Annotated in this window: 24 protein-coding genes; 8 read left to right on the top strand and 16 right to left on the bottom strand. The window is 41.1% G+C overall.

What is annotated here, in order from left to right; all coding sequences use genetic code 11:
* Positions 1-218: 218 nt before the first annotated feature.
* Positions 219-539: a DUF3889 domain-containing protein gene (locus IQ19_RS15475; protein WP_144543285.1), complete on the bottom strand. Its 321-nt coding sequence runs from the start codon at positions 537-539 to the stop codon at positions 219-221.
* Positions 540-743: 204 nt separating this feature from the next.
* On the opposite strand from IQ19_RS15475, the gene IQ19_RS15470 reads away from it, so the two are divergent.
* A complete protein-coding gene (locus IQ19_RS15470; protein ID WP_144543284.1) occupies positions 744-998 on the top strand; it encodes a YhdB family protein in 255 nt (84 codons plus the stop codon).
* 62 nt (positions 999-1,060) lie between these two features.
* Here IQ19_RS15470 and IQ19_RS15465 read toward each other — a convergent pair whose 3' ends face one another.
* The 7 genes from IQ19_RS15465 to IQ19_RS15435 all read right to left on the bottom strand — a co-directional run bounded on the left by IQ19_RS15465 (position 1,061) and on the right by IQ19_RS15435 (position 8,763).
* Positions 1,061-1,600, bottom strand: a complete 540-nt coding sequence (locus IQ19_RS15465; RefSeq protein WP_144543283.1) for an NADPH-dependent FMN reductase — start codon at positions 1,598-1,600, stop codon at positions 1,061-1,063.
* Positions 1,601-1,742: 142 nt separating this feature from the next.
* Positions 1,743-2,393, bottom strand: coding sequence for a response regulator (locus tag IQ19_RS15460; protein ID WP_144543282.1), 651 nt, complete (start codon positions 2,391-2,393; stop codon positions 1,743-1,745).
* Positions 2,394-3,527 carry a GAF domain-containing sensor histidine kinase gene (locus IQ19_RS15455; protein ID WP_144543281.1) on the bottom strand — a complete coding sequence of 378 codons (1,134 nt, stop codon included), beginning with the start codon at positions 3,525-3,527 and terminating at the stop codon, positions 2,394-2,396. It lies immediately after the preceding gene.
* 402 nt (positions 3,528-3,929) lie between these two features.
* Positions 3,930-4,652, bottom strand: coding sequence for an SDR family oxidoreductase (locus tag IQ19_RS15450; RefSeq protein WP_144543280.1), 723 nt, complete (start codon positions 4,650-4,652; stop codon positions 3,930-3,932).
* A gap of 49 nt (positions 4,653-4,701) precedes the next feature.
* Positions 4,702-6,450 (bottom strand): phospho-sugar mutase, encoded by a 1,749-nt coding sequence (locus tag IQ19_RS15445; RefSeq protein ID WP_144543279.1) that lies wholly within the window; start codon positions 6,448-6,450, stop codon positions 4,702-4,704.
* Positions 6,451-6,637: 187 nt separating this feature from the next.
* A complete protein-coding gene (locus IQ19_RS15440) occupies positions 6,638-8,140 on the bottom strand; it encodes a bifunctional GNAT family N-acetyltransferase/carbon-nitrogen hydrolase family protein (RefSeq protein ID WP_110065590.1) in 1,503 nt (500 codons plus the stop codon).
* 71 nt (positions 8,141-8,211) lie between these two features.
* Positions 8,212-8,763, bottom strand: coding sequence for a Rossmann-fold NAD(P)-binding domain-containing protein (locus IQ19_RS15435; protein ID WP_144543278.1), 552 nt, complete (start codon positions 8,761-8,763; stop codon positions 8,212-8,214).
* A 214-nt stretch (positions 8,764-8,977) separates the two neighbouring features.
* On the opposite strand from IQ19_RS15435, the gene IQ19_RS15430 reads away from it, so the two are divergent.
* Together IQ19_RS15430 and IQ19_RS15425 are read left to right on the top strand one after the other, a co-directional pair.
* Complete coding sequence (locus IQ19_RS15430) at positions 8,978-9,415, top strand: disulfide oxidoreductase (protein WP_144543277.1); 438 nt, start codon at positions 8,978-8,980, stop codon at positions 9,413-9,415.
* A gap of 1 nt (position 9,416) precedes the next feature.
* Positions 9,417-9,887: a thioredoxin family protein gene (locus tag IQ19_RS15425; protein ID WP_144543276.1), complete on the top strand. Its 471-nt coding sequence runs from the start codon at positions 9,417-9,419 to the stop codon at positions 9,885-9,887.
* A gap of 65 nt (positions 9,888-9,952) precedes the next feature.
* Here IQ19_RS15425 and IQ19_RS15420 read toward each other — a convergent pair whose 3' ends face one another.
* Positions 9,953-10,351: a YhcU family protein gene (locus IQ19_RS15420; RefSeq protein WP_144543275.1), complete on the bottom strand. Its 399-nt coding sequence runs from the start codon at positions 10,349-10,351 to the stop codon at positions 9,953-9,955.
* A gap of 343 nt (positions 10,352-10,694) precedes the next feature.
* Between IQ19_RS15420 and IQ19_RS15415 the strand changes: the two genes are divergently transcribed.
* Entirely contained in the window at positions 10,695-11,615 is a 921-nt protein-coding gene (locus tag IQ19_RS15415; RefSeq protein ID WP_144543274.1) for an RluA family pseudouridine synthase, read from the top strand.
* Positions 11,616-11,946: 331 nt separating this feature from the next.
* Here IQ19_RS15415 and IQ19_RS15410 read toward each other — a convergent pair whose 3' ends face one another.
* The 3 genes from IQ19_RS15410 to helD all read right to left on the bottom strand — a co-directional run bounded on the left by IQ19_RS15410 (position 11,947) and on the right by helD (position 15,854).
* Positions 11,947-12,207: a GlsB/YeaQ/YmgE family stress response membrane protein gene (locus IQ19_RS15410; protein WP_144543273.1), complete on the bottom strand. Its 261-nt coding sequence runs from the start codon at positions 12,205-12,207 to the stop codon at positions 11,947-11,949.
* 217 nt (positions 12,208-12,424) lie between these two features.
* The gene (locus tag IQ19_RS15405; RefSeq protein WP_144543272.1) at positions 12,425-13,246 is read right to left on the bottom strand and encodes an aldo/keto reductase; all 822 of its coding nucleotides are present in this window, start codon (positions 13,244-13,246) and stop codon (positions 12,425-12,427) included.
* Positions 13,247-13,586: 340 nt separating this feature from the next.
* Positions 13,587-15,854: an RNA polymerase recycling motor HelD gene (gene helD / locus IQ19_RS15400; protein WP_144543271.1), complete on the bottom strand. Its 2,268-nt coding sequence runs from the start codon at positions 15,852-15,854 to the stop codon at positions 13,587-13,589.
* 401 nt (positions 15,855-16,255) lie between these two features.
* Here helD and IQ19_RS15395 point away from each other — a divergent pair, with 401 nt between their 5' ends.
* Complete coding sequence (locus tag IQ19_RS15395) at positions 16,256-16,519, top strand: CD3324 family protein (protein WP_144543270.1); 264 nt, start codon at positions 16,256-16,258, stop codon at positions 16,517-16,519.
* Positions 16,520-16,915: 396 nt separating this feature from the next.
* Entirely contained in the window at positions 16,916-17,554 is a 639-nt protein-coding gene (locus IQ19_RS15390; protein ID WP_144543269.1) for a FusB/FusC family EF-G-binding protein, read from the top strand.
* 42 nt (positions 17,555-17,596) lie between these two features.
* On the opposite strand, the gene gntK is transcribed toward IQ19_RS15390, so the two are convergent.
* The 3 genes from gntK to gnd form a co-directional block, all read right to left on the bottom strand.
* Positions 17,597-19,141: a gluconokinase gene (gene gntK / locus IQ19_RS15385; protein ID WP_144543268.1), complete on the bottom strand. Its 1,545-nt coding sequence runs from the start codon at positions 19,139-19,141 to the stop codon at positions 17,597-17,599.
* A gap of 122 nt (positions 19,142-19,263) precedes the next feature.
* Positions 19,264-20,607 carry a GntP family permease gene (locus IQ19_RS15380; protein WP_144543267.1) on the bottom strand — a complete coding sequence of 448 codons (1,344 nt, stop codon included), beginning with the start codon at positions 20,605-20,607 and terminating at the stop codon, positions 19,264-19,266.
* 126 nt (positions 20,608-20,733) lie between these two features.
* Positions 20,734-21,630: a phosphogluconate dehydrogenase (NAD(+)-dependent, decarboxylating) gene (gene gnd / locus IQ19_RS15375; protein ID WP_144543266.1), complete on the bottom strand. Its 897-nt coding sequence runs from the start codon at positions 21,628-21,630 to the stop codon at positions 20,734-20,736.
* Positions 21,631-21,847: 217 nt separating this feature from the next.
* On the opposite strand from gnd, the gene IQ19_RS15370 reads away from it, so the two are divergent.
* The gene (locus IQ19_RS15370; protein WP_144543265.1) at positions 21,848-22,702 is read left to right on the top strand and encodes a MurR/RpiR family transcriptional regulator; all 855 of its coding nucleotides are present in this window, start codon (positions 21,848-21,850) and stop codon (positions 22,700-22,702) included.
* A 196-nt stretch (positions 22,703-22,898) separates the two neighbouring features.
* Here IQ19_RS15370 and IQ19_RS15365 read toward each other — a convergent pair whose 3' ends face one another.
* Entirely contained in the window at positions 22,899-23,543 is a 645-nt protein-coding gene (locus IQ19_RS15365; protein WP_144543264.1) for an HAD family hydrolase, read from the bottom strand.
* Positions 23,544-23,938: 395 nt separating this feature from the next.
* On the opposite strand from IQ19_RS15365, the gene IQ19_RS15360 reads away from it, so the two are divergent.
* Positions 23,939-25,240: an NCS2 family permease gene (locus IQ19_RS15360; protein ID WP_144543263.1), complete on the top strand. Its 1,302-nt coding sequence runs from the start codon at positions 23,939-23,941 to the stop codon at positions 25,238-25,240.
* Positions 25,241-25,383 lie beyond the last annotated feature (143 nt).

Below are 25,383 nucleotides of genomic sequence, written 5' to 3'. Positions count from 1 at the left end.
TAATCTATGAACAAAACGAGGGATTAATGATTTTGTGATAACCTTTTATAAAGTAAACCTGTTCCTCATTTCTATTAAATGTAAAAAAACCGCTGCAAAAAGCTGCAGCGGATAATAAACGTAAAGGTCAGGTTTAAAGTATTTTCACAATCTTAGACGAAGATATATACTTTTTTTCGAAAGGCAATACCTAAAGGTGCTAATCTTTATAATTGAGCTTACTGCTGTAATTTTCTCTCTGCTGTTAAGCTGACCAGTTTATTACTTTCCAGGCTATGGGTCACTTTTACCAACACGGTTACCGGCTTGCCATCTTCTTTTACTGTGAAAGTAAAGGTATCTGTTACATCTGTTTCAGATACTTTCTGCCTTCCGCCATACTGGTAATCCACCACTTCTTCCCCTGGGTAATCTTCCTTTACAACCGTGATGGCAATTCGTCCATATTTTTCATAATCAGGCTTTTGGACTGCTCCTGCCAATGAGCCTCCTCCTGCCAATAAGCATAGCATCATAAGGATGGATAAGATCTTTTTCATGTTAGCCTCCATTCTTTTTGTCATTAGGTTTATTTTTCACCTTACCATTATTTTTATGTATTTTTTAATTGCGATACAACGCAAATCATTATACAGGTAAAAGATGAAAACCCTTTAAAATCAACAAGTCCAAGATTTACTGCGAAATAAATTTCATCTTCATCGCAAACTAAAATCAACTCCTGAAAGAGGAGGCAAGGACAAATGAATAAAGTGGATTATGATCGTGCGTTATACTATACGCACCGGTCTGAATGGGATAACTTGTTAATACTGATGGTCAGAACAGAAGATCAGTTCCTTTCGAAGAAAATTGAACATTTTCTTCATGCCTACAATTTTGAAAAAGACTATTCCGTCATTGAGAAACATTTATATTCTTTACTAAGATACATCGACCATGCCAACGAATTATCGGAAGAACAGCTGCCAGACACTTCTCTTTACGAATTAACTTAAAACCTAAACCAAATGAATTCCACCAATATAAAAACACGGATCGCTATGATCCGTGTTTGTTTTCATTCGTTTATTTCCTGCTTTATTTGTTTATAAGCTTTCATATATACCTGAAGCTCCTGTATTAGACCTTCGACCAGATTAGCCGGCTCTTCATATAGGCCGTCATTTTCATAATCAAAACAGTGGGGATCAAGAACTAGCTGCTTTGGAATGACATTGGCATAAACGCCCCTGCCGGCAATCCTCATATTATTAAGTGCATTAATTCCGCCTTTTCCTCCACCTGCTACAACCAGCAACCCTACTGGCTTATGGGCAAATTGCTCGCTCCCCAGAAAATCAAGTGCATTTTTTAACGCACCGCTCATAGCGCTATGATATTCAGGGGAAGCTAAAATGACTCCGTCAGAGTCTGCAATCTGCTTGCGCAGCTTTTTAACCGCAGGAAGCTGATATTGTTCCTCGGTCCCGTTATATAAAGGAATTTCTCCCATGCTTAAATCAATAAGCTCTGCATTATATTTTCTTGCTATATATCGTGAGGCAATCCCCGTTCTGCCCTTTTGTCTTGGGCTGCCGTTTATAATAGTAAGCTTCATGATAAACTCTCCTTTAATTTTCTATCTACTATTAGTATATAGAGACATGGCGTTTTTAACATCATCAGTATGGATGAGTTTTTCGAGCTTGCATTAGGACTAATCCAGTAAGTGCTTTGTAAGACTTTAGGATGAGACTTGGTCATTTATTTCCATCTGCAAGGCCGTTCCGAACTGCGTACAGCGCGGCTTGCGTTCTGTCTGCCAGCTCCAGTTTGGATAGAAGATTGGAGACATGGGTTTTAACTGTTTTTTCAGTTATATAAAGAGATGAAGCAATTTCTTTATTGCTTTTTCCTTTAGCAATTTCCCCCAAAACCTCGAGCTCCCTTTTGGTCAGCTCTTCAATCGGTTTTCTTTCTGTACTGTTTTTGTTCGTTAAATGTGTTAGCAAATGGGACGTTGCTTTTGGATGCAGCTGATTCTCCCCTTTCATAAGCTGCATAATAGCCTCAACAAGGCCATCAGGCTCAATGTCTTTAAGCTGATATCCCGAAGCTCCTGCTTCAATAGCCGGGATGACATGATCTTGATCAGAAAAGCTTGTCAGGATCATGATTTTCACATCGGGATACTTCTTTTTAATCTCCCGTGTCGCTTCTATCCCATTCATCTCAGGCATATCCAAATCCATTAATACGACATCAGGCTTATTTGTTTTAATCAATTCCACAGCTTCACGGCCGTTTTTTGCCTCGCCGGCAATTTCTATTTCCGGCTGTGTTTTCAGAAAAAAAACTAGCCCTCTCCTTACTACATGATGATCGTCCGCAATTAAGACCCGAATGGCCATCTATTTCCCTCCCTTTTTAAATGGAATCATAATTTCGATCTTCGTTCCGTTATCAGGTCCTGTGTCTAACATAAAAGTTCCATTTAATGCTTCAGCGCGGTTTTTCATGCTTTTCAGGCCAAGAGAGGGAATTTCGTTGTTCCAGCTGTAATGAAAACCCCTGCCACAATCGGAAATCACCATCATTACTTTTTCGTCTTCCACTGTCAGCGTTACCTCTGCTGTTGACTGGCCTGAATGTTTCTTGCAATTAGCCAATGCTTCCTGGCCAATTCGCCAAAGTGTTTCTTCTACTTTTCCAGGCAGGGAAATGACACCGTTAACTTTTGATGTAAGCTTGATGCCCAGCATTTGGCTGTAACCCTGCATGGCACAGATAATGCCATTTTCAAGCCCCCTCGGTTTCAGCTGCCATATTAGCGCCCTCATCTCGCTCAAAGCTTCCTGGGCAAGGTCCTGCATATAGGAGAAGGTCTCCTTTACTTCAGGATCCCTAGCCATCTCGGCTCCTCCCCTTGCTGTTAAGCTTAAGGAAAATAGGAGCTGATTGACTGAATCATGAAGATCTCGAGCCAGCCTGTTCCTTTCTCCCGCAAGGGCTGTTTCCTGCTCAAGCTGTGTGAGCTTAATTCTTTTTAGAGCTGTTCCTATTTGAAAAGCAATGGATTCCAACAAAGCTAGCTCCTCGGGCTCAAAATGCATTTTATCGGGTGAGCCAATATTAAGGATTCCAAACTTCTCATCACCCGCTCTAAGCGGAACGGAAGCATGATGGGTAAGCCCGTTTGTATCATTTCTTTGCTCGGCAATTGCATCTTCTATCCTTTTGCATTCAATAATGTTGGAAGCCTTTTTTAATCTGCCGTCATTATACCGGTCGATACACCAGCAGTCGCCTTTGCACATTGGTTTGAAGCTATCCCTCGAAAGAGCCGGGGGCAATTTTTCCTCCGCAGCCAGACGGAATTCACCTTGATCATCAATAAGAAACACCCAGCCGGTTTCAAGGCCGGTAATATGAAGCAACTTTTGAAGTACCTCTTTTAGCAGGGCATCAATTTCGGTTCCTTCATTTAAAAGTTCTGCGATTTCTTTTAAGATTCTGATTTCAGATTGCCTCTTTTCCCCTACCACCCTTATCCCCCTTTTGACAGATTGAATATGTTCTTATATTATATAACTTTTTTTCCTCCCCTTCCTTGGCAATTGGAAGGAAGTATTCTACGACTAAAGTTGTACCTTCACCAATAAATAAAGGCTATGTTAAAGCAGATTGTTAATTTTGGCTCCTTTTGATTGGAACGGAATGCGCTGGATCCTCGAAAATGCATTCGCATTTTCTTCGTGCGTTGTTTATTCGAGGATGCTGATTCAATGTCCTGCGGAAAGCGAGTCAAAGGGTGACCCCCACAGGCGACATGCACCTATGAGCGTCGGACCACCCGCGGAAAACGAGCTTCTTGAGCGGAAATCAACAGGCAATTTTAACAGGGCCAAAATAAAACACCGAAGAGGAAGCCTCTGCGGTGCAGTATGTTATGCGATTGGATAGTCCTGGACAAATGGATGAAGAACGATTTCATCAATCATCATATGCTTAGGCGCAGAAGCCATATAAATTACGGCATTTGCAATATCCTCAACCTTCAGCCAATCCTTTTTCTCTTCAAGCCCCTGCTCGGATTCCGCAAAATACGTATCTACCATGCCAGGGTTTATGGTCCCGACACGGATACCGTATTCCCTTACCTCCTGAGCCAAAGAACCCGAAAAGCCTTGAACAGCATATTTTGTTGCAGTATAGGCTGATCCATTTGGGATCGTATATCGGGCCACATCTGAAGAAATGGTAATAATCGTTCCGGATTTCCGTTCTTTCATATGAGGCAGAACCGATTTACTGCCAAGGAATACTCCCTGGACATTGACTTCGAAGACTTTTTTCCATTCTTCAAGTGTGGTTTTATCAACCTGTTTAAAGAAGCCTACACCTGCATTGTTTACAAGCAGATCAATTTGTTTGTATTCCTGAAGTGTTCTTTCGACAGCTTCCTTTACTTGGGCTTCATTTGATATATCCGCCTGTATCGGCAGCACATCGGCAAACCCTTTTCCTTTTATATCAACAGCAGATTTATGGATATCCTCTGAGCTTCCGATTACAGCGAGCTTCATTCCCTGCTCGGCCAGCTTGATGGCAATCTCTTTTCCGATTCCTCTTGATGCACCTGTTACGATTGCTACTTGTCCTTTTAACATCATATCTTCCTTTCGGCATTATGCATTTCTGAATGTTTTTGTTAACTAATTACTTTGTAAGTGATGAATTGCCCATTCTTTCTTCTACGATTTCCATAAACGCTTTTTCAACGGATTGCAGCTTTTGTTTGCTTTCATCCAAAGAAGAAGCGTTAATGCCAAAATAAAATTTAATCTTCGGCTCTGTTCCTGACGGCCTTAGGCAGACCCATGTACCATCTTCGAAGAAATACTTAATGACATTTGATTTTGGCAGATCAATATTTTTTTCAACACCGCCGGTTTCCATCCTGATTCCTGTTAAATAATCTTCTACAGACTGAACCTTCTTGCTTCCTAGCTCTTTAACCGGGTTGGCACGGAAGGAAGCAAGAGTCTGCTGAATCTGTTCTGCTCCTTCAATCCCTTTTAAGGTGAGTGAGCGCAGTCCTTCAAGGAAATATCCATACTCTTCAAAAAGATTGAGAAGTGCATCATAAAGCGACATGCCTTTCTTTTTATAAAAAGCCGCCATCTCGGTTGCGAGCAGTGCTGCCTGAACCGCATCCTTATCTCTGGCAAAGTCACCGATTAGATAGCCGTAGCTTTCTTCATATCCAAACAGGAAAGTATAGTCACCTGACTCTTCATATTCCTTGATTTTCTCGGCAATAAATTTAAAACCAGTCAGAACATCAATGGTTTCAACTCCAAAAGATGAGGCAACTCTGCGGCCAAATTCAGAAGTAACTATGGTTTTAAGCATGATGCCATTGGCAGGAAGAGTACTCTTTTCCTTTTTCTGCGATAAAATATAGTGCAGCAGCAGAGCACCTGTCTGATTCCCTGTCAAAAGAACATATTCTCCATCTTTGTTTTTGGCAGCAATGCCAAGGCGGTCTGCATCAGGGTCTGTTGCAATTAAAATATCCGCATCGGTTTCTTTCCCATCCCTCATAGCGAGTTCAAATGCTGACTTTTCCTCAGGATTAGGGCTTTTAACTGTTGAAAATTCCGGATCCGGAAGCTCCTGTTCTTTCACAACTTGGACATTTTTATAATTTAATGCTGTTAAAGCCTCTCTTACAGGCTTGTTGGCAGTTCCGTGAAGCGGCGTAAAGACTATTTTTAAATCCGTTTCAACACCAATCGAAGGGTTCTCAGATATTGTGAGGAGCTGCTGCTGATAAGCTCGGTCAACCGTTTTGCCAATCATGGTGATTAGCCCTTTTTCCTTCAGCGCTTCCTCATCCATTACTTCGATCATTAGTTCATTTTCAATTTCATTTACTTTGCTGATGACGACATCCGCTTCTGCAGGCGGAAGCTGTGCACCGTCGGATCCATATACCTTATACCCATTATATTCAGGTGGATTATGGCTCGCTGTAATGACAATACCCGCGTAGGCATGCAAATATCGAACTGCAAATGATAGTTCCGGAGTAGGGCGCAATTCTTCAAACACATATGTCTGAATGCCCCTTGAAGCAAGGGTTTTCGCTGCCTCCATGGCGAACTCTGGAGACATATGGCGGGAATCATATGCGATCGCTACTCCCCTGTTCTTTGCTTCCAAACCATTTTCTTCTATGTACGCGGCCAGTCCCGCAGATGCTTTCCGGACCGTATATAAATTCATGCGGTTTGTTCCCGGCCCAATTTCGCCGCGCATACCGCCTGTACCGAATTCCAGCCCTTTATAAAATGCCTCTTCTAGGAGTTTTTCATCTCCCTGCAGGCTTTGCAGCTGTTTTAGTAATTCGATGTCCAAATTTTCATGATTAATCCATCTTTCTGCAGCTGTTTTCCATTCCATCGTTTGACCTCCCATTTCTGCCTTCTATAACCCTTTTCGATTTAAAAATTGATTTTCCTCTCAAAAACATCCGTGTTATTTTGACAAATTTCACGCTTTACAGTATGTATGTATTGATTTTAGGATAGTTCTTTAAGAGATAAGAAAAGCAGCTAAAGTCCCGTGCTTTTGCTGCTTCTCTTCTATGTTACTTTTTATATTTAATGCTGTAAATATCATGGCGGCGGTCCTTTAATTGGCGGACAGTGCCATCCTGCCTTTGGCGCCTTAGAATTTCGAGATCAACATCCCCAATCAGCACCATTTCAATATTGGGATTGGTTTCACCTACTACACCATCTCTTGCAAATTCAAAGTCTGATGGAGCAAAAATCCCTGACTGGGCATACTGAATATCCATGTTTTCCGTTTGCGGCAAATTGCCGACAGTCCCGGATATAACCGTGTAAATCTGATTTTCAACTGCTCGTGCCTGGGCACAGTATCGGACCCGTAAGTAGCCTTGGCGGTCTTCTGTACAGAAAGGCGTAAAAATGATTTTTGCTCCTTTATCTGTCGCAATTCTAGCAAGCTCTGGAAATTCAATATCATAACAAATTTGAATGGCTATTTTTCCGCAATCGGTGTCGAATACCTTCACTTCGTCACCGCGGCTTATCCCCCACCATTTGCGCTCGTTTGGAGTAATATGGAGCTTGTATTGCTTTTCGATTGTTCCATCGCGGCGGAAAAGATAAGCAATGTTATAAATCTCGTCATCGTCCTCTTTTACGAAGTGCGAGCCTCCGATAATATTAATATTATACCTGACAGCCAAATCCGTAAATAACTCGATATATTCCTCTGTATACTCAGTCAGCTTACGGACTGCCAGGCTCGGCGAACGCTCATCCAAAAAGGACATGAGCTGGGTAGTGAAAATCTCCGGAAATACCGCAAAATCCGATCCGGCATCTGAAGCAACATCAGTGAAATATTCTACCTGGTGGGCAAATTCATCAAAGGAATTAATCTGCCTCATCAAGTACTGCACCACACAAATACGGACAGGATAGCTCGTTTTATAAAAACGTTTCGACATTGGCCGGTAGTCAACATTATTCCATTCCATCAAAGTAGCATATTTATTTGATTGCACATCATCAGGCAAATAGTTTGGATTAATTCTCATCAAGGTGAATCCATTTAGCAGCTGAAAGGATAAAACAGGATCATAAATTTTATGGAGAGATACTTCGTTTACATATTCCCTTGGACTCATTTCATTGGCATATTTATGATAGTTCGGTATACGCCCGCCGATTATAATGCTTTTTAAATTCAGTGCCCTTACAAGTTCTTTCCTTTCCTCGTAAAGGCGATGGCCGATTTTCATTCTTCTGTAATCCGGATGCACCATTACCTCTATTCCATATAGGTTATAGCCTTCCGGGTTATGGTTGGTTATGTACCCTTTATCTGTCACATCATCCCAGGAATGGCGATCATCATATTCATCAAAGTTAATAATCAGGCTCGAACAGGAGCCAATGATTTCTCCATCATATTCTGCCACAAACTGGCCCTCCGGAAAAATCTCAAGATGGCTTTCCAAATGCTCTCGTTTCCATGGGTCCATTCCAGGAAAGCAAACCTCCTGAAGGGCAATGATATGATCAATATCTGTATGCCGGGTATTCCGGATAATCATTTTTTTCTCAAATTTCGTCAAATCTAGCTTTGTCAATGATGGTGCACTCCTTTTGGTAAGTAATAAATAAATTATCCCGGACGCTGATCCCAAGGTTCAACATCTCCAGTGATATACAGTTCCTTTCCCTTTTTTACAGCATTCATAACGCCCTCTGAAATTTCTTTGTCCGTAAGCCATCTGGATCGCCCCTTTTCCATCCTAATGCCAAGGATGACACGATTCCATTTCAGGTTATTGATTGGTTCTGATTTGAATCCTTCTCTTGAAGCATGGCTTCCTTTTACCTCGTAAAGCTGAACAGGATTATCCGATTTGGCAAGCCAGGATTTCAGCCATTCAAAGCTTTCCTCTGCATCACTTCGCATCCAGCAGATGCAAAGATTAACTGAGCCCCGTTCCCTTATGGCTTCTTGAATTCGGCCAGAAAATGCAACAGTATTGAAGTAATCTGTTTGTATAAAAGCAATATTCCGTTCAGCTTCCTGCTTGGAACCGAAAGCTGCTGTGAACTTTTCAAACGTTCTTCCTGCAACACTGACTTTATAACCTTCCCCGGATAACCATTCAGCCACATGTGTTAGCATCCCAGTCCCGCCAATAATTAAAGCATGCTTTGCCACTTGCTCACCTCTTATCTTACGTATTTTCCTTCATATATATTTCTACACAGGCGATTGATATCTTCTTAAATTCTATTTTTTTCGATGAAATCCATTGAATTATCCTATGTGAATGATTTTAGCAATTTCTAAATAAGGTCTGCGCAAGTTGATTTACAAGACATGGCAAATAGCTTTATAATTTTTAGAGTACATATAACTTAAGGAGATCAATATGGAGAAAAAACAAAAAGACAGGCGGGAGAATTTGCTGTTTACTGCTTGGGCAGTATCTATACTGGCAATGTTCGGCAGCCTATATTTTTCGGAAATTAGGGAGTATGAGCCTTGCGAGCTTTGCTGGTATCAAAGAATTATGATGTATCCTTTAGCTGTTATACTTGGATTGGCTGTAATAAAGAAGGATTATCGGATCAGCCTTTATACGATGGTTTTATCGGCAGTTGGAGCAGGTACTTCCATCTACCATTATTCCATTCAAAAAATATCCTTTATGGCAGAACATGCTGCAACATGCGGGAGAGTTCCATGTACAGGCCAATACATTAACTGGTTTGGATTTATTTCGATTCCATTTTTGGCTTTAATCGCTTTCATTATTATTTTTATTTGCAGTTATCTTGTCTGGAAGAACTCAAAGGAGGAGGCATAAAATGAAAAAAGTCATTATTTTTCTCGCTGTGATCATTGCATTATTCGCAGCTGTAGGAATTCTAACCAAAATGCAAAATGAAGAAAAGGTTTCAGAGGATAACCCATATGCCAAAGATACCCTTCATCCTGAAACGATCGCACAGCTTGATGACCCTAACTACCAAAATATTATACTCCCAGGGGAGCTTGAGGAAAAATTGAATAACAAGGAAGATGTGACAGTCTATTTCCATAGCCCTACATGCCCGCACTGCCAGAGGACAACCCCTGTAGTGGCTCCGCTTGCAGAAGATATGGATATCGATCTTGTCCAATTCAATCTGCTTGAGTTTGAAGACGGCTGGGACGATTATGGAATTACGGAAACTCCGACAATCGTACAATACAAACACGGCAAAGAAGTAAAGAGGATTACAGGCTATCAGGAAAAAGCGGTATTTGAACAGTGGTTTAATGAAAATACAAAGTAAAACCGGAAGTACTGACCAGCATTTCCGTTAGATAAGAAAAACGCCTGCGGCTGCAGGCGTTTTTTTTAAACCAATATTTCATTTGCGGCTTTGGCGTAGACACTGAATAAATCATTCCTCGGCAATCTCTCACCGCAAAAATGACTGTAGTCAAATGGAAAAGATAGGCCGAATTCTTTAAGAATTTGCACATTTTTTACGAAAATAGCTTCATATTTATCTTCCTGCTGGGGAGATTCCAAAATAGCCATTAGCGTTTGCAGTCCTACAATAACCTGGTAAGCCTCCTTTAATGTCCCAAAGTATTCAAAGTGCCTTGTAGAAGTATGTAAGATCTTCTGCTGCTCAAATTCTCTAATGTCATCATCTGTGAAATAAAGAGGAAACACATTTGAATAGAATTTTTCAATTAGCTCCATTATTTTTTGTTCCTGATCAGGAGTTGATGCAAATACAACCTTCACTGATAACCCACCTTTGTAATCCTTGTAATCAGTTCGTAATATATACTTAAGAATATCATATTCTGAAAGCCCTTTAGGGTGGTAATTATACCCATGGATAAGGTATTTGTTGACAAATTTTCCTCCTGCGGAAATAGTTGGCATACAATCATTTCTGCGGAAATAGTTCTAAAGTTCTATATTACTCTCATTTATAGCAAAACGGAAGTAGGTTTTTGATTATTACAATAATATTTTTCTGTTCTTTATCCTTTTAACAGTAAGCTTAAAGGGCTAATATATTATTGTAATTAATTTATATGATAAAAAAGCATGATTATTCAATAAGGGTAAGGAGTAATTTATGGTAAAAATACAAAGGTTTGGTGAATGGTGTGAAATGTTGGTTCCTCCCGATTGGGAAGGTTACACAGTGGACTTTATTTTTCGCACCCTCTGGTCAGCACCTAAGAAGCAAACACATACTATGAGAATGGAAAAGCGGGTTTTGATCAACGATGAACCAGCAACCTGGACAAAGCTTTTACATACCGGCGATAAATTAAGATTGCATATTTTTCAGGAAGAAGATTTTGGAGTCATTCCTTCTTACATGGATGTTGATGTTTTATATGAGGATGACCATTTGCTGGTCTTGAATAAGCCTGCGGGCATGGACACACATCCTAATTCCCCTGGGCAAAACAATACACTTGCCAATGCGGCAGCCTTTCATCTGCAAATGCAGGGAGAAAATAGAAGCATTAAACATGTCCATCGCTTGGACCGGGATACGACTGGAGCTGTTCTATTTGCAAAACACTCCTTGGCGGGTGCTATCATGGATAAAAAGCTTGAAGAAAGAGCAATTAAGCGTACATACTTGGCATTGGCACAAGGCAAGCTTCAGCAGAAAAAAGGAACGATCCGTGAATCAATTGGCCGTGACAGGCACCATCCTACCAGAAGAAGAATTTCTCCTAAAGGGCAGCCTGCAGTGACTCACTTTGAATTAATAGATACGTATTTGAGACAAAATCTTTCCCTTATTAAGTGCCGGCTGGATACTGGAAGAACACATCAAATCCGTGTCCATTTAAGCCATCTGGGCTACCCGCTTGCAGGGGATTTATTATATGGAGGGAAACCCGTCTTTCCCCGTCAGGCGCTTCATGCCGTTAAGCTTGAAATTCCCCATCCTTTTTCCGGCGAAACAATTGTGTGCCGTGCGCCTTTTCTTGATCATCCCGAGATTTTTAAAGGGGTTGATCCTTACGCTTTTTGATGGATGGTTTATACAGAAAGTGGATGAGACGTCCTTCAAAAAGGTATTAAAGGATAAATTTCAGTTTGTTGATTAACGAGATGTCCTTCACAAGGATGTTGAAGGACAAATTTCAGTTATGGAATCAGGGAAATATCCTTCATAAGGGTACTTCAATGACAAATTCCTCAAAAGAACTGACTTTGAATGTAGCCAAGTCGCAATCGAGTCAGTTTTTTTGTGGAATTTCTAATCCGATTTCCCAAAGCCTAAAACTTTTCCTTTTCCTTGAAAATCATTTTAGAAAAAAAAAGAAGCCCCCATACAGGGGACTTTTTTCATTTAGTTACTATTAGTCATGAGATTTGCGCATAGCTCTCATTACAAAGCTTACGATGAACACAAGCAGGATAGCACCAATTAAAGCAGGAATAATAGCGAAGTCCGCTACGACAGGACCCCAATCACCAAGAATTAATGAACCTAACCAAGCACCAATGAAACCTGCGATAATGTTACCGATAATTCCGCCTGGAATATCTCTCCCAACGATCATACCTGCTAACCAACCAATGATACCACCTATAATTAATGCCCATAAAAAGCTCAACATTTAAAATCACTCCTTGTTAGTTTTTAAAATTAGTTTCTGTTCAGATTAAGATTTTCATTCAGTAGCTGCGCAGCTTTTGGTGATCTTATCTGCTTGTACAATTAAATTACCCATCATTCTATTTCTAAAACCATTTTTTTAAAATCTATTTACCGCATTGCCGCCTAATAAAAAAAAAGCACCCCTAAGGATGCTTAGCTGACGGTGATTGCGCAGATCAAAAGGTATCCGGATCCGGCCCATATCTTTCGTTTACATTTAATTGATTCAATTGATTCATCTCATCCGAGTTTAACTCAAAATCGAAAATATCAGCGTTTTCCTTCAGCCTTTCCTCATGAACTGATTTTGGAATAATGATAATGCTGTTCTGGAGATGCCATCTTAGGATGATCTGGGCGGCGGACTTGCCGTGTGTGTGCGCAATTTCCTGAATCACAGAATCGTCCAAGACTCTTCCTCTGGCAATCGGAGACCATGCTTCTACTTTAATATTGTGTTCATCACAAAAAGCCCTCAGTTCCTCCTGCGATAACCGCGGATGAAGCTCAACTTGATTGACTACAGGCTTTTCAGATGAGTTTTCCATAATATCCTTTAAATGATGGATTTGAAAATTGCTTACGCCAATCGCTTTTACTTTTCCGGTCTTGTATAGCTCTTCTAGGGCTCTCCATGTATCAAGGTATTTTCCTTTAACAGGCCAATGGATCAAGTATAAATCTATGTATTCCAAATTCAGCTTCTTTATGCTTTTTTCAAACGCAGCAAGTGTCTGTTCATAACCCTGCTCCGTATTCCACACCTTTGTCGTAATAAAAAGCTCTTCCCTCGGCACACCGCTTTCCTTTATTGCTTTTCCTACCCCTTCTTCATTTTCGTAAAAAGCGGCAGTATCAATCAGCCTGTATCCTAGATTAATTGCCTTCTTTACGGTCTCTTCAACCTGCTGACCTTCCTCCACTTTATAAACACCCAGGCCAAATTGGGGCAGCTCCACTCCGTTATGCAAAGTTAAAGTACTGTAGATATCCTTCATAATCGTGATCAACTCCTTTACTGCTTTATCCCTTTATTTTAGCATTTGCTTAAACAGGCGACCTAATATTAAGACTTATGGAAAATAATAAAGCGATTGCCTGAGGGAAGCAATCGCCTATCTATATAAACGGCAGATGCCGGGATTATTTATTCGCAGCATTTCTAATCCTCGTTTTCCTTCTGCATCTTATTGCCATTTCTTATTCTGTATGGATGTTCTTCCCGATGAAAAAATGTCCTAAACAAAGGACAGCGAACTTTTTTTATATTTTTTAAATTCTTTTTTCAACCAAAAAAAACAGCGGCTCCTCTAATGGGGCAGCCGCTATTTTAGATAATTAGCCTAATATGAAATTGTCCTCTTCCATCCCATAAAAATACAATCGGTGAAGCGGCCGTGTCATAGCAACATAAAGAAGTTTTATATCCAGCTCAGATTCTCTCGAGAATTTCTCTTCAATCGACAGAACCATGACCGCATCAAATTCCAGCCCTTTGGCCAAATAAGAGGGCACGATAACGATTTCATCCTTCGGAATGCTTTCCTGCTCCTGCAGCAGCTTAAAAGGCAGCTCTCCATGTTTCTCAAAAAGGGAGTGAAGGAGCTTGCAATCCTTCATCGTTTTTCCGATCACCGCAAATGTTTTATAATCTTCTTCTTTTAAGGAAGTTACCTGGTTTTCAAGCTGCTTTACAAGATCTTGACCATCTTTTCTTTTTATAAACTCAGGGCTTTTCCCATGGCGGACAACTGGTTCGACTTCCGGAAATGAATAGGGAAGCAACTTTAACAATTCATTTGCTTTTTCCATAATTTCAACTGTCGTACGATAGCTTTTCTGGAGTTCGGTATAGGTTGCGCGGGGAAAAATATAATCAAGTACTTGCTCCCAGCTTGTTAGTCCCCTGTATGAGTGAATTCCCTGTGCCAGATCCCCGACAAGTGTAAACATATCAGTATCCAGCGCTTTTTTTAGAGAAAGAAGCTCCATAAAGCTATAGTCCTGCGCTTCATCGATAACTATATTTTTTGCCCGGAGATCTTTAGGGATGCCAAAAAGGTTTTCCTGTAAATATAGCATTAAAGCAAGGTCTTCTCTCTCATAAACCTTTTTCTTGAATAATTTCTGATTGTACTCACAAAGCAAGCCTGCATCTTCTTCCGATAACTTCCCTCCAGACATTTTTGATAGGCGGTCCGCATCCGCAAATAGCTCCTTATAATATCGGAACAGGCTTTTTTTCGTAAATTGCTTCATATATGTTGGCACAGCCGTTCTTATGCTCTTCTTTATTTCTTCGAGCCTGTCTGCTTTTTTATCAAGGGCCACTGAAACATATTGCCTTCTTTTTTCCGGATCTTTCCCACTGTAGAGAGCCCGTTCAATCCGTTCATCATAATAGGCTTCAATTTTTTTTATGATGTTCTTCTTTTTCTTTGCCAGGTCATTTTGAATTACTGCTTTTAGCTTATCCAGCCTTCTATAAAGGGGGAGATACTGATAATCATCCTTAAAAAGCTGGATGAATTTTTTATGGCTGAACAGTCGGAACTTATCAACGGTAAAATCCTCTTTAGGGTAAAAACTCTTATAAATTTCCTTTAAGTAATTGCTGAGTACGACTTGAAAGACAGGCGATCCTTTAATAGACGAGGCCCAGGCAGCAAGCTGTGTTTCTTGGGTGTCATTACTTTCAAGAAGCCTCACTAATTTGTTATCCTCAGCCATCGTGAGTTTCTCCCCCAGGCAAGCCTGTACATATTCCTGATAGGTTGTCTGGCGGACTCTTTCTACACCAAGTTCCGGGAGTGCTTCTGAAATATAATCGATAAAGAGCCTGCTGGGTGCGAGAATCATAAGCTGCTCGGGGGCAAAATTTTCTTTGTACTGATAAATGAAGTAGCTTATCCTGTGCAGAGCAATCGTCGTTTTTCCGCTTCCCGCTGCTCCCTGCACAATGATCGGCTTATTTAAATCAGCGCGGATAATTTTGTTCTGCTCTTCCTGAATCGTCGAGATAATTTCTGTGAGGCGGTTGCTTGAGCTTTTTGACAGTGATTCCTGAAGCAATTCATCTGTTGTGGTTAAATCAATATCACGGATTTCATCAAGAACCCCGTCTTCAATCATAAATTGGCGCTTTAATGAAAGGTGACCATGAAAGCTTTCTTCATACGAATCATACTGAACCTCTCCAAGCCTGCCTTCATAGTATAGATTGGCAATCGGAGACCGCCAGTCAACAATAATCTGCTCTTGATTTTCACGGGAATATAAAGAGGTTTTTCCTATGTATAAGATTTCTTTTTCATTAAGGTCTTCCCGGAGAAAATCAATCCTTGCAAAATAAGGCTTTTTTCTGGCATTTTTCAATTGCATTAATTCATCCCTGGACATTTCAAAAAAGCGGGCATTCGTTAATAATGAAGAATAACTCAAACTGGATTCAAGCCAATCAATGTCTTCGAAAGCTTCTTTCATGTTCTCCTGAAACTTGTCTTTGCTGGATTCTGATGTCTTAATCACCACATCAATATAACGTTTCGTGAATTCCAGCCGCTGAATCTCCTGTTGAAAATCGGGGTGCTCATGTTCAAATGGCATATGTTTCTCCTTCCCAAATTTTTTCAGCCGCAATGGAGAAATACATATGAGCGTACGCGTGGGCAGAAAAATATATTATCAGAAAAGTCTGCATTGAGCAAGCAGGATAATTATTGGTACCTGGTACCACCCGAATTTTGTCGAATTTCAACTGTGATATACATTGGTATAAAGTTTATTTTATAATGTAGGAAAATCTGCTTTTTAGGAGGTGATGGAGATGGCAATTGTGATTGCATTGCCTGATACTGTAGCGTCTCATGCAAAGCCTGATATTACTGGCGATACTTTGCATGAGGTGGTAATTTTTTAAACAATATCGCCCATCAAGCTATCATTTCTGATATCGGCTTTGCACCTTATTGATTTTTAGATACAAAAATAATAAGGAGCTGGCAGAAATGAGTTATGTAAAGGCAAATGCCGTTTTACCTGAAAACCTGATCGCGGAAATCCAAAAATATGTCCAGGGTGAGGCTATCTATATTCCAAAGCCCGAAAAGGCCCACCGTAAATGGGGTTCCCTCTCCGGGGCGAGAAAAGCTTTGGATGAGAGAAACCTGTCCATTAAACACGCTTTCAAGAACGGCAAAACAATCAGCCAATTAGCAGAGGAATATTACCTTTCCAGTGAAACGATCAAGAAGATTGTTTATAAAAATTAGGCTTTGTCAAAGTCATTGTTGATATTAGCACCGTGTTGATTGGAGCGGAAGGTGCGAGATCCTCGAAAAATGCATTCGTATTTCCTTCGTGCGGTGCTTATTCGAGGATGCTCATTCAAAGTCCTGCTCGAGGAGCATGTCAAAGGGAGACCCCGCAGGCGCTTGCACCGAGGAGGCTCCTGGACCGCCACGGGAAAGCGCGCTTCTTGAACGGAAATCAACAGGCAAGATTAACAGAGCCAAAAAATAAAGCTATGAAAGCACTGACCGATGTTGTTCAGTGCTTTTTACATGTGCCGAGTTCATTTCCTAATTGTTTAATACATTTACAATATCAGGCAAATCTTTTAAAGTGAAATAGATATGTTGGGTGCTGTATGTATAGGAGTGATGATATTGGAACCTTTCATAAGAAATGATCAATACAATTTTATTAAGTCACAGGTACGGGTTTTAATTAACGGCCATGCGTCTGTAAATGATACAGTGGTGCTGAATGCACTGAAATCTCTTTCTGCAGAAAAGGTTTTTAGCCTTTTTGAAGAACTAACCGAAGACCAAAAACGGCTTCTTGACCCCATCATTGAGATAAAAGAAAGAGAGCAGGCCGAGGCATTCCTAGCCGAAATAAAAGGATATGTAATTCCTTTTAAAAATTTAACGGACCAATCCATCAAAAAGCTGTTCCCTAAGACGAAAAAATTAAAAATGCCCGCACTCGAAGATATCAATTTCCGGGAAATCAGCTATTTGGGCTGGAATGATAAAGGCACCAACAGAAAGTATATAATCAGCCTGCAAAATGATAAATTGTCAGGTCTGCATGGAACTTTTAAGCCTATCAGCAAAAAAGGAATCTGTGCTATCTGCAATAAATTTGAAGAGATTGGCATGTTTCTGTCCGAAACGAAAGGATCTCAATTGGGCACATATACAAAAAGAGGCAATTACATCTGCCAGGACAGCCAAAAATGCAATGAAAATCTGACCTCACTGGATCAGCTTAACGATTTTGTCGGGCGGCTGAAAGGCTAAAGACACAAAAAGGAGCCGCGCTAAACAGCAGGCTCCATTCTTTTATCCCAGATATTTTCTTTGAAAATCAGCAATGCTTTTATATTCATTTTCAAACAGACGGGATAATCGGATATAAATCGGCATTAGCTCCCGATAAACTTTCGCACTCTCTTCTTTTGGCTGATGGCTGTAAGTTGCACCAACCATGTCCGAGACGATATTCAGGTCTTCAATTTCACCTAACGCATATAAACCAAGTATAGCCGCCCCAAGGCAGGAACTTTCATAGCTTTCCGGAACTACAACTTCCTGGTTGAAAATATCAGCCATCATCTGGCGCCATAGCTCTGACCTCGCAAAACCGCCAGTTGCCTGGATTCTCTTTGGTTCGCCTGTAAGCTCCTCCAAAGCAAGCAAAACGGTATATAAATTATAAATAACCCCTTCAAGCACGGAGCGGATCATATGCTCTTTTTTATGGTGAAGGCTTAGACCGAAGAAAGATCCTCTTGCATTGGCATTCCATAAAGGTGCACGCTCACCTGTCATATACGGATGGAAAATTAGGCCGTCAGAGCCAGGTGCAACGCCTGAAGCAATTTTAGTAAGGACATCATAAGGATCGATTCCGAGCCGCTTGGCTGTTTCAACTTCCGAAGCAGCAAATTCATCGCGCACCCAGCGGAAAAGCATACCTCCATTATTTACCGGCCCGCCAATTACCCAGTGCTTTTCTGTAAGGGCATAACAGAAAATCCTGCCTTTCGGATCGGTTACCGGCTTATCAGTCACAGCACGGATCGCACCGCTTGTTCCAATAGTGACTGCAACAACCCCAGGGTCTATCGCATTAACTCCCAGGTTGGAAAGAACGCCGTCACTGGCACCTGCAATAAATGGAGTATCCTTATCCAACCCCAAGAGCCTGCTGTATTCTTCCTTCATTCCTTTTACAGAAAAGGTAGTGGGAACAGGCTTTGAAAGTTTTTCAGCTGATATCCCCGCAACTTTTAAAGCTCCTTCATCCCAATCGAGCTTTTCCAAATTGAACATTCCTGTTGCCGATGCAATTGAATAATCAACAATATACTCACCAAACAACTTGTAAAAAACATACTCTTTAATGGAAATAAATTTATAAGCACGCTGGAAAAGATCCTGCTGTTCATTTTTCAGCCAAACAAGCTTAGAAAGAGGCGACATTGGATGGATCGGGGTCCCGGTCCTTAAGTAAATTTCGTGGCCATTCATTTCCTGTTTAATCTTGTCTGCCCATTTTGCACTGCGGTTATCAGCCCAAGTGATGCTGTTAGTCAAAGGCTGGCCTTCTGAGTCAACAGCAATAACGCTGTGCATTGCTGAACTGAAGGACACGCAAGCAACTTCCTCCGGGCTGACATTAGCCTGCTTCATACACCCTTTAATGGTTCCAAGGACAGCCTGAAAGATCTCATCCGGTTCCTGTTCGGCCGTAGAAGGATTGGGTGTATGTAAAGGATACCCGATTGTAAATTTTCCAAGGACCTGCCCTTTATGATCAAATAAAACCGACTTTGTGCTTGTTGTACCGATATCCGTACCTATAACATATTTAGTCGCAGCCATGATCAATAATCTCCTTTCATATAGAAAAGCTAGACAACTGTAAGTTTTAGTAACAATCTTCATTTACAATAGAAGAAGGAAGCGGCTCTATAAAGTCGCCCCTTCCTTCTCAACATTATATTTTAGGCAATAAAGAAGCCAAGTATAAATACTGTCGCAAATCCAACTAAAGCAATTAATGTTTCCATTACCGTCCATGATTTTAGCGTATCTTTTACATCAAGGCCAAAGTAACGGTTAACAAGCCAGAAACCTGAGTCATTTACGTGTGAGAAGATCGTTGCACCGGCAGCAATTGAGATAACAATTAGGCCAAGTACTGGTCCTTCGAGTCCCATCATTTCAATGAGCGGTGCAATCAGGCCTGCAGCTGTAACCATCGCTACTGTCGCTGAACCTTGTGCAACACGAACGAAAGTTGCAATTAAAAATGCCAGTAAAATTGGAGGCAGTGCAGAAGCAGCCATCATATCTCCCAATACCTGTCCAACACCTGAATCAATAAGTACCTGCTTGAACACACCGCCGGCACCTGTCACAAGAATAATGATACCAGCTGGCTCTAAAGACTTTGTTGCAATATCTTGTACTTCCTGGCGGGAGTAGCCGCGTTTAGTTCCAAGGCTATAGAACGCCAATAATGTAGCAATCGTCAAAGCAACAAAAGGATGTCCCATAAATGTAAAGAATGATCTAAGCGCATTGCCTTCTTCCAATAGAACGCCAGATACTGTGTTTACTAGAATAAGAACAAGCGGAATAAAGATAATGCTCGCAATAAGTCCAAAGCTTGGAAGCTCTTTATCATACTCTTTTTCTTCAATTTGCATGTATTCAGGAACAGTTACATGAATTTTCTTCGCGATATATCTTCCAAATAAAGGACCTGCAATAATCATAGAAGGAATACCGGCAATAACACCAAATAAGATAACCCAGCCAAGATCCGCACCAATTAAATCTGCAACTGCAATCGGTCCTGGAGTCGGCGGGATGAAGCTGTGTGTAACAGCCAAACCAGCCAATAGTGGAATACCATAGTAAAGCAATGATTTCCCTGTTTTCTTAGCCAACCCATAAACGATTGGTACCAGTATAATGAAACCAACATCAAAGAATACTGGAATTGCTACGATAAAACCCGTAATACCAAGCGCCCATTGCGCTTTATCTTCACCGAATTTTTTAATCATTGTCTGTGCAAGCCGTTCAGCACCGCCTGATACCTCAAGCATACGCCCAAACATAGCACCAAGACCAACGACAACCGCTACGAACCCTAGAGTTCCACCCATCCCGTTCTGGACTGACTGAATAACATCACCCAGTGGCATTCCTGCGGCAATACCAACTAGCAAACTGACAAGCAGCAAAGCTACAAAAGCATGAAGCTTTGTTTTCATAACTAGGAATAATAGTGTAAAGATACCAGCCATAGCCACTAAAATCAACATTGAGCCTGACATTTCATTTCCCCCTTATATCGTTGAAGCGTTTTCATTTTGTATAAAAAATAGAGAGTAAAATCTTTATTTAGCAGAACCCTGGAAAACCAGCCTCTTTTTAGACAGGTCTTCCAGTTCCCTTGAAATTTATTTCTTTTCTACTGCATGCCCGCCAAATTCATTTCTTAGAGCAGCGACTACTTTACCTGAGAATGTATCCTCTTCCAATGAACGGTAACGCATCATTAGGGACATCGCGATCACCGGAGCGGCAGTTTGAAGATCCAGCGCCGTTTCAACTGTCCATTTGCCTTCGCCTGATGAGTGCATCACACCTTTAAGACCATCAAGCTTTGCATCCTTGGAAAAAGCATTCTCGGTCAATTCCATCAGCCAAGAACGAATGACAGAACCGTTATTCCAAACTTTGGCGACTTTTTTATAATCATATTCAAACGGACTTTTTTCAAGGATTTCAAAACCTTCAGCAATGGCCTGCATCATGCCATACTCGATTCCGTTATGTACCATTTTTAGAAAATGGCCGCTTCCTGCTCTGCCGGCATACAAGTAGCCGCTTTCAACTGTTATATCCTTAAAGATCGGCTCAATCGTTTTGAATACTTCTGCATCTCCGCCAATCATGGTGCATGCACCGTTGCGGGCGCCTTCCATGCCGCCGCTGGTTCCGCAGTCAAAGAAATAAATTCCTTTTGCCTGCAGCATTTCCGCCCTGCGCAATGTTTCCTTATAATTGGAGTTTCCTCCGTCAATCAGGATATCCCCTTCTTCAAGCAGAGCAGATGTCTCCTCAATAACTGCCTCTGTAATATCGCCTGCTGGTATCATCAGCCATAACACACGCGGCTTTGAAAGACTGCTGACCAATTCTTTAACTGATGAAACTCCCTGAATTCCTTCAGCGGATATTTTTTCGCTTAAACTGCTGTCTTTATCAAAAGCTACTACTTCATGTCCATGATCTTTCAGATTCAGAGATAAGTTGTATCCCATCTTTCCAAGACCAATCATTCCTACTTGCATAAAAGCCTCCTGGATGAAGAAAATTTTTTTCATTTGTGATTTAATTATACAAAATTTTTTTCTGTTTGCAATCGTTTTCAAAAAAATATTTTTCTTTTATAATAGAATTAGAATTTAGAAAGCGTTTTACCTAAAGAACTCCAACCGTCGCCTTAATGACTTTTTACAAATAGCGAAAATTATTTCATTATAAAATTTATTCTAGGGAGCTGCCTATATGGTTCATGACAACCTTTATTGTTTTGCCCGAATTAAAACCCATTATGCAAAATTTAGTGATAAAGAAAAGAAAATTGCGGATTATATTCTCGAACACCCTGAGAAAATAGTCCACAGTTCGATTAACCAGCTTGCAGATGATCTTGGCATTGCTGACTCAACAGTGTTTCGTTTTTGCAAGCGAATTGGCTTTAAAGGCTATCAAGCTCTTAAAATAGCATTGGCATCTGAAATCGTAACTCCCATTAAGGACATCCATGAAACCATTAATGAAGACGATGAAGTGCTGACTGTCTCTGAAAAGGTATTCCGCTCCAACATCAAAACTCTGGAGGACACCCTGCAGATACTGGGTGGGGGAGCCTTTGAGGAGGCTGTGGATATGATTTTAAATGCCAATAAAGTTGAATTTTTCGGGAGTGGCGGATCAAGCATCATCGCTATGGATGCTTACCACAAATTTATCAGGACCGGAATTACCGTGTTGGCGAACAGCGATTCTCATATGCAATTAATGTCCGCCTCGCAGCTAAATGAGGATGATGTTGCTGTCTTTATTTCACACTCTGGAACAACAAAAGATGTCATCCAGGTGCTAAATGTCGCAAAGGAAAATAAAGTGAAGACTATCGCCATAACGAACTTTGCCAAATCACCGCTCAGCCAAAAGGTGGATATCTCGCTTTATACAGTGGCTGAGGAAACAGATTACCGCTCGGAAGCTCTTTCTTCCCGGATTGCCCAGCTAAGCATTATTGACGCCCTTTATGTAAACGTCATGATGGCAAGGAAAGAAGAAGGCAAAAAAGCACTCCACAAAATGCGGAATGCCATTTCTGTAAAAAGGATATAGGGAAGATGACCTGCTCGGATGAGTTCAAATCAAGCACCTACCCTCAGACTGCTTTTGATAGCGCTTGTCATTCATGGTGCAATGCACGACGGGAGCAGAGTGCCAGAGCAGGGCTTTGAGCACCGCAAGAGGCTGTTGACAAAGACAGCGATCCTTTGTCAACAGGTTGAAGGCAGCAGAAACCCTGCCTTCTTTTTTATTTCACCAGCTCCTCAAAAGGGATCTCGGAGAAGGCTTTATATCGCAATACTTTCTCATGAAAAGTAAGGAAGTCTGTAACATCATTTGGCACAGCTGCACAGTGCATTCCCGCCATTATTGCGGCGATCGATCCATTGGCCGAGTCTTCAATAGCGATAGCTTCTTCAGGCTTTACACCCATTTCCTCGAGTGCCTTTATGTACAGTGCAGGATCCGGTTTTACCTTTTCAACATCTTCTTTTGTTTTGATGATCTGAAAATGACTTTCAATCCCAAACTCCTTTAGATAATGAAGAACCCACTCTCTGCCTGAACTAGACGCTACTCCCAGCTTAAGGCCTTGTTCAGCAAACTTCTCTATAAGCTCCTGAACCCCTTCTCTTAAAGTCAATATATCTCTTTGACTATGAAAAACTTGTTCTGTTTTCTCCTTTACCGCATTGCGGTTGATGGAAATTCCATGCGTGCAGTCAATATAATCAAAAAGGATATCATCCGTGGTGCCAATGCATTTCGCGAACTCCTCCAGCTTGAGCTCAAACCCGTAGTCTTTAGAAAGAACATCTTTAAACACCTCAAACCATAAAGACTCTGTATCAACGATCGTGCCGTCAAAATCAAATATAACTGCTTTAATCATCCTATCACCCCGTCTATAGTTTTAGTTTCCTTTAATTAGACGCTTCTTTCCTTTTAAAGTTTCCTTTATTTGCAAAAGAGCCGAGAAACAATATGTCTGCTTCTCAGCTCTTTTTAAATTTGCCTGTTGATTTCGCTACGCCTCTGGAGGCTCCCATTCCTCCCCGCGGAAAGTAAGTGTCCGGAGCGTAAATCAACGGACAATATGTAAGCTGAAAAACAACAATCTATGCGAATAGAGCCATTATTTAAGAATGATACCAGCGTTATATAAGTATAATAAAAATAAGCACTTGAAATATAATATAAAAACGAATAATATATAAGTTGTGTTTTTTAAATGTTCGTGTTTTCCACTTGCATGCCAAAGAAGCAATACTTTATGGGGGACTTTATATGTTCAAATTACAAGAAAATCAAACGAATGTGAAAACCGAGGTTCTTGCGGGAATTACAACCTTCTTAACAATGGTTTATATCGTGGTTGTAAATCCTGTCATATTATCTGATGCCGGCGTTCCATTTGAACAGGTTTTTTCAGCGACCATTATTGCAACAGTTGTGGGTACTCTTTGGATGGCTTTATTCGCCAATTATCCGATTGCCATCGCACCAGGAATGGGCCTGAACGCTTACTTTGCCTACTCAGTAGTAGGCACGCATGGAAATATTGATTATATGACAGCGTTCTCCGCCGTCTTTATTGCAGGTATTATCTTCATTATCTTGTCTCTTACTCCTTTCCGGGAGAAATTAATAATCGCGATTCCAGATAATTTAAAGCACGGAATTACAGCCGGGATCGGATTATTTATAGCATTTATCGGCTTGCGTTTAACCGGGCTGATTACAAGCCACCCAACTAATCTTGTGGCGCTTGGCGACCTGCATTCTCCTCAAGCAATCCTTGCGCTCGTCGGACTTGCAGCTACCTTGATATTGATGACGCTTGGCATTAATGGGGCTCTATTTTTCGGAATGATCATTACTGGCGTGGTTGCCTATTTTACCGGGCATCTTTCTTTTGACCAGGGCTTTGTATCACTCCCAACTCTTCCGGATGGAATCATTATTTTAAATCCGTTTGAAGCTATTGGGGATGTGATCCAGCATAGTTTGTATGCAGTTGTTTTCTCATTTCTGCTTGTTACTATTTTTGATACAACTGGAACGATGATTGGAGTTGCCCAGCAGGCAGGATTAATGAAAGGCAAAACGATGCCTAGAGCTCGTGAAGCGTTATTATCTGATTCTATTGCTACTTCTGTCGGCGCCATGTTTGGTACGAGCCCGACTTCAGCTTATATTGAATCTTCCACTGGGGTCTCTGCCGGCGGAAGAACCGGATTAACTACTTTAACTGTTGCAGGCTTATTCCTTCTTTCTGCGTTCTTCGGCCCTTTGGTCGGTGCTGTATCAGGACTTGCAGCCATCACGGCACCTGCCCTGATTATCGTCGGAAGCCTAATGATGGGAAGCATCTCCCACATTCGATGGAATGAGCTGGACGAAGCATTCCCTGCATTCCTAATCATTTTAAGCATGCCGCTGACATCAAGCATCGCTACAGGAATTGCACTTGGATTTATCGCTTATCCATTAATGAAAGTAGTAAAAGGAAAATGGCGTGAAGTTCATCCGCTCGTTTATTTATTTGCAGTGCTATTCTTTTATCAGCTTGCGTTCCTGCCTCATTAATTCACGGGCAGGAAAACACTGGAACGTATTAAAAAAGCTTGTCCTCCTTGTAGACTAACCTAGATAAATGAGACACTATAAAACACCTTCGAAATGGTACACTTAATTAAAGTGTTAATTCGGAGGTGTTTTTGCGTGGGCAA

The sequence above is a fragment of the Cytobacillus oceanisediminis genome, from assembly GCF_007830235.1.
Lineage (GTDB): Bacteria > Bacillota > Bacilli > Bacillales > Cytobacillaceae > Cytobacillus > Cytobacillus oceanisediminis.
The sequence above is the reverse complement of the archived record's forward strand: the minus strand, read 5'-3'. Positions and strand labels throughout refer to the sequence as shown.

Coding starts and splice junctions, on each gene's coding strand:
- IQ19_RS15475 (WP_144543285.1), bottom strand. CDS start 539: ATGAAAAAGATCTTATCCATCCTTATGATGCTATGCTTATTGGCAGGA.
- IQ19_RS15470 (WP_144543284.1), top strand. CDS start 744: ATGAATAAAGTGGATTATGATCGTGCGTTATACTATACGCACCGGTCT.
- IQ19_RS15465 (WP_144543283.1), bottom strand. CDS start 1,600: ATGAAGCTTACTATTATAAACGGCAGCCCAAGACAAAAGGGCAGAACG.
- IQ19_RS15460 (WP_144543282.1), bottom strand. CDS start 2,393: ATGGCCATTCGGGTCTTAATTGCGGACGATCATCATGTAGTAAGGAGA.
- IQ19_RS15450 (WP_144543280.1), bottom strand. CDS start 4,652: ATGTTAAAAGGACAAGTAGCAATCGTAACAGGTGCATCAAGAGGAATC.
- IQ19_RS15445 (WP_144543279.1), bottom strand. CDS start 6,450: ATGGAATGGAAAACAGCTGCAGAAAGATGGATTAATCATGAAAATTTG.
- IQ19_RS15440 (WP_110065590.1), bottom strand. CDS start 8,140: ATGATTATCCGGAATACCCGGCATACAGATATTGATCATATCATTGCC.
- IQ19_RS15430 (WP_144543277.1), top strand. CDS start 8,978: ATGGAGAAAAAACAAAAAGACAGGCGGGAGAATTTGCTGTTTACTGCT.
- IQ19_RS15425 (WP_144543276.1), top strand. CDS start 9,417: ATGAAAAAAGTCATTATTTTTCTCGCTGTGATCATTGCATTATTCGCA.
- IQ19_RS15415 (WP_144543274.1), top strand. CDS start 10,695: ATGGTAAAAATACAAAGGTTTGGTGAATGGTGTGAAATGTTGGTTCCT.
- IQ19_RS15410 (WP_144543273.1), bottom strand. CDS start 12,207: ATGTTGAGCTTTTTATGGGCATTAATTATAGGTGGTATCATTGGTTGG.
- IQ19_RS15405 (WP_144543272.1), bottom strand. CDS start 13,246: ATGAAGGATATCTACAGTACTTTAACTTTGCATAACGGAGTGGAGCTG.
- helD (WP_144543271.1), bottom strand. CDS start 15,854: ATGCCATTTGAACATGAGCACCCCGATTTTCAACAGGAGATTCAGCGG.
- IQ19_RS15395 (WP_144543270.1), top strand. CDS start 16,256: ATGAGTTATGTAAAGGCAAATGCCGTTTTACCTGAAAACCTGATCGCG.
- gntK (WP_144543268.1), bottom strand. CDS start 19,141: ATGGCTGCGACTAAATATGTTATAGGTACGGATATCGGTACAACAAGC.
- IQ19_RS15380 (WP_144543267.1), bottom strand. CDS start 20,607: ATGTCAGGCTCAATGTTGATTTTAGTGGCTATGGCTGGTATCTTTACA.
- gnd (WP_144543266.1), bottom strand. CDS start 21,630: ATGCAAGTAGGAATGATTGGTCTTGGAAAGATGGGATACAACTTATCT.
- IQ19_RS15370 (WP_144543265.1), top strand. CDS start 21,848: ATGGTTCATGACAACCTTTATTGTTTTGCCCGAATTAAAACCCATTAT.
- IQ19_RS15365 (WP_144543264.1), bottom strand. CDS start 23,543: ATGATTAAAGCAGTTATATTTGATTTTGACGGCACGATCGTTGATACA.
- IQ19_RS15360 (WP_144543263.1), top strand. CDS start 23,939: ATGTTCAAATTACAAGAAAATCAAACGAATGTGAAAACCGAGGTTCTT.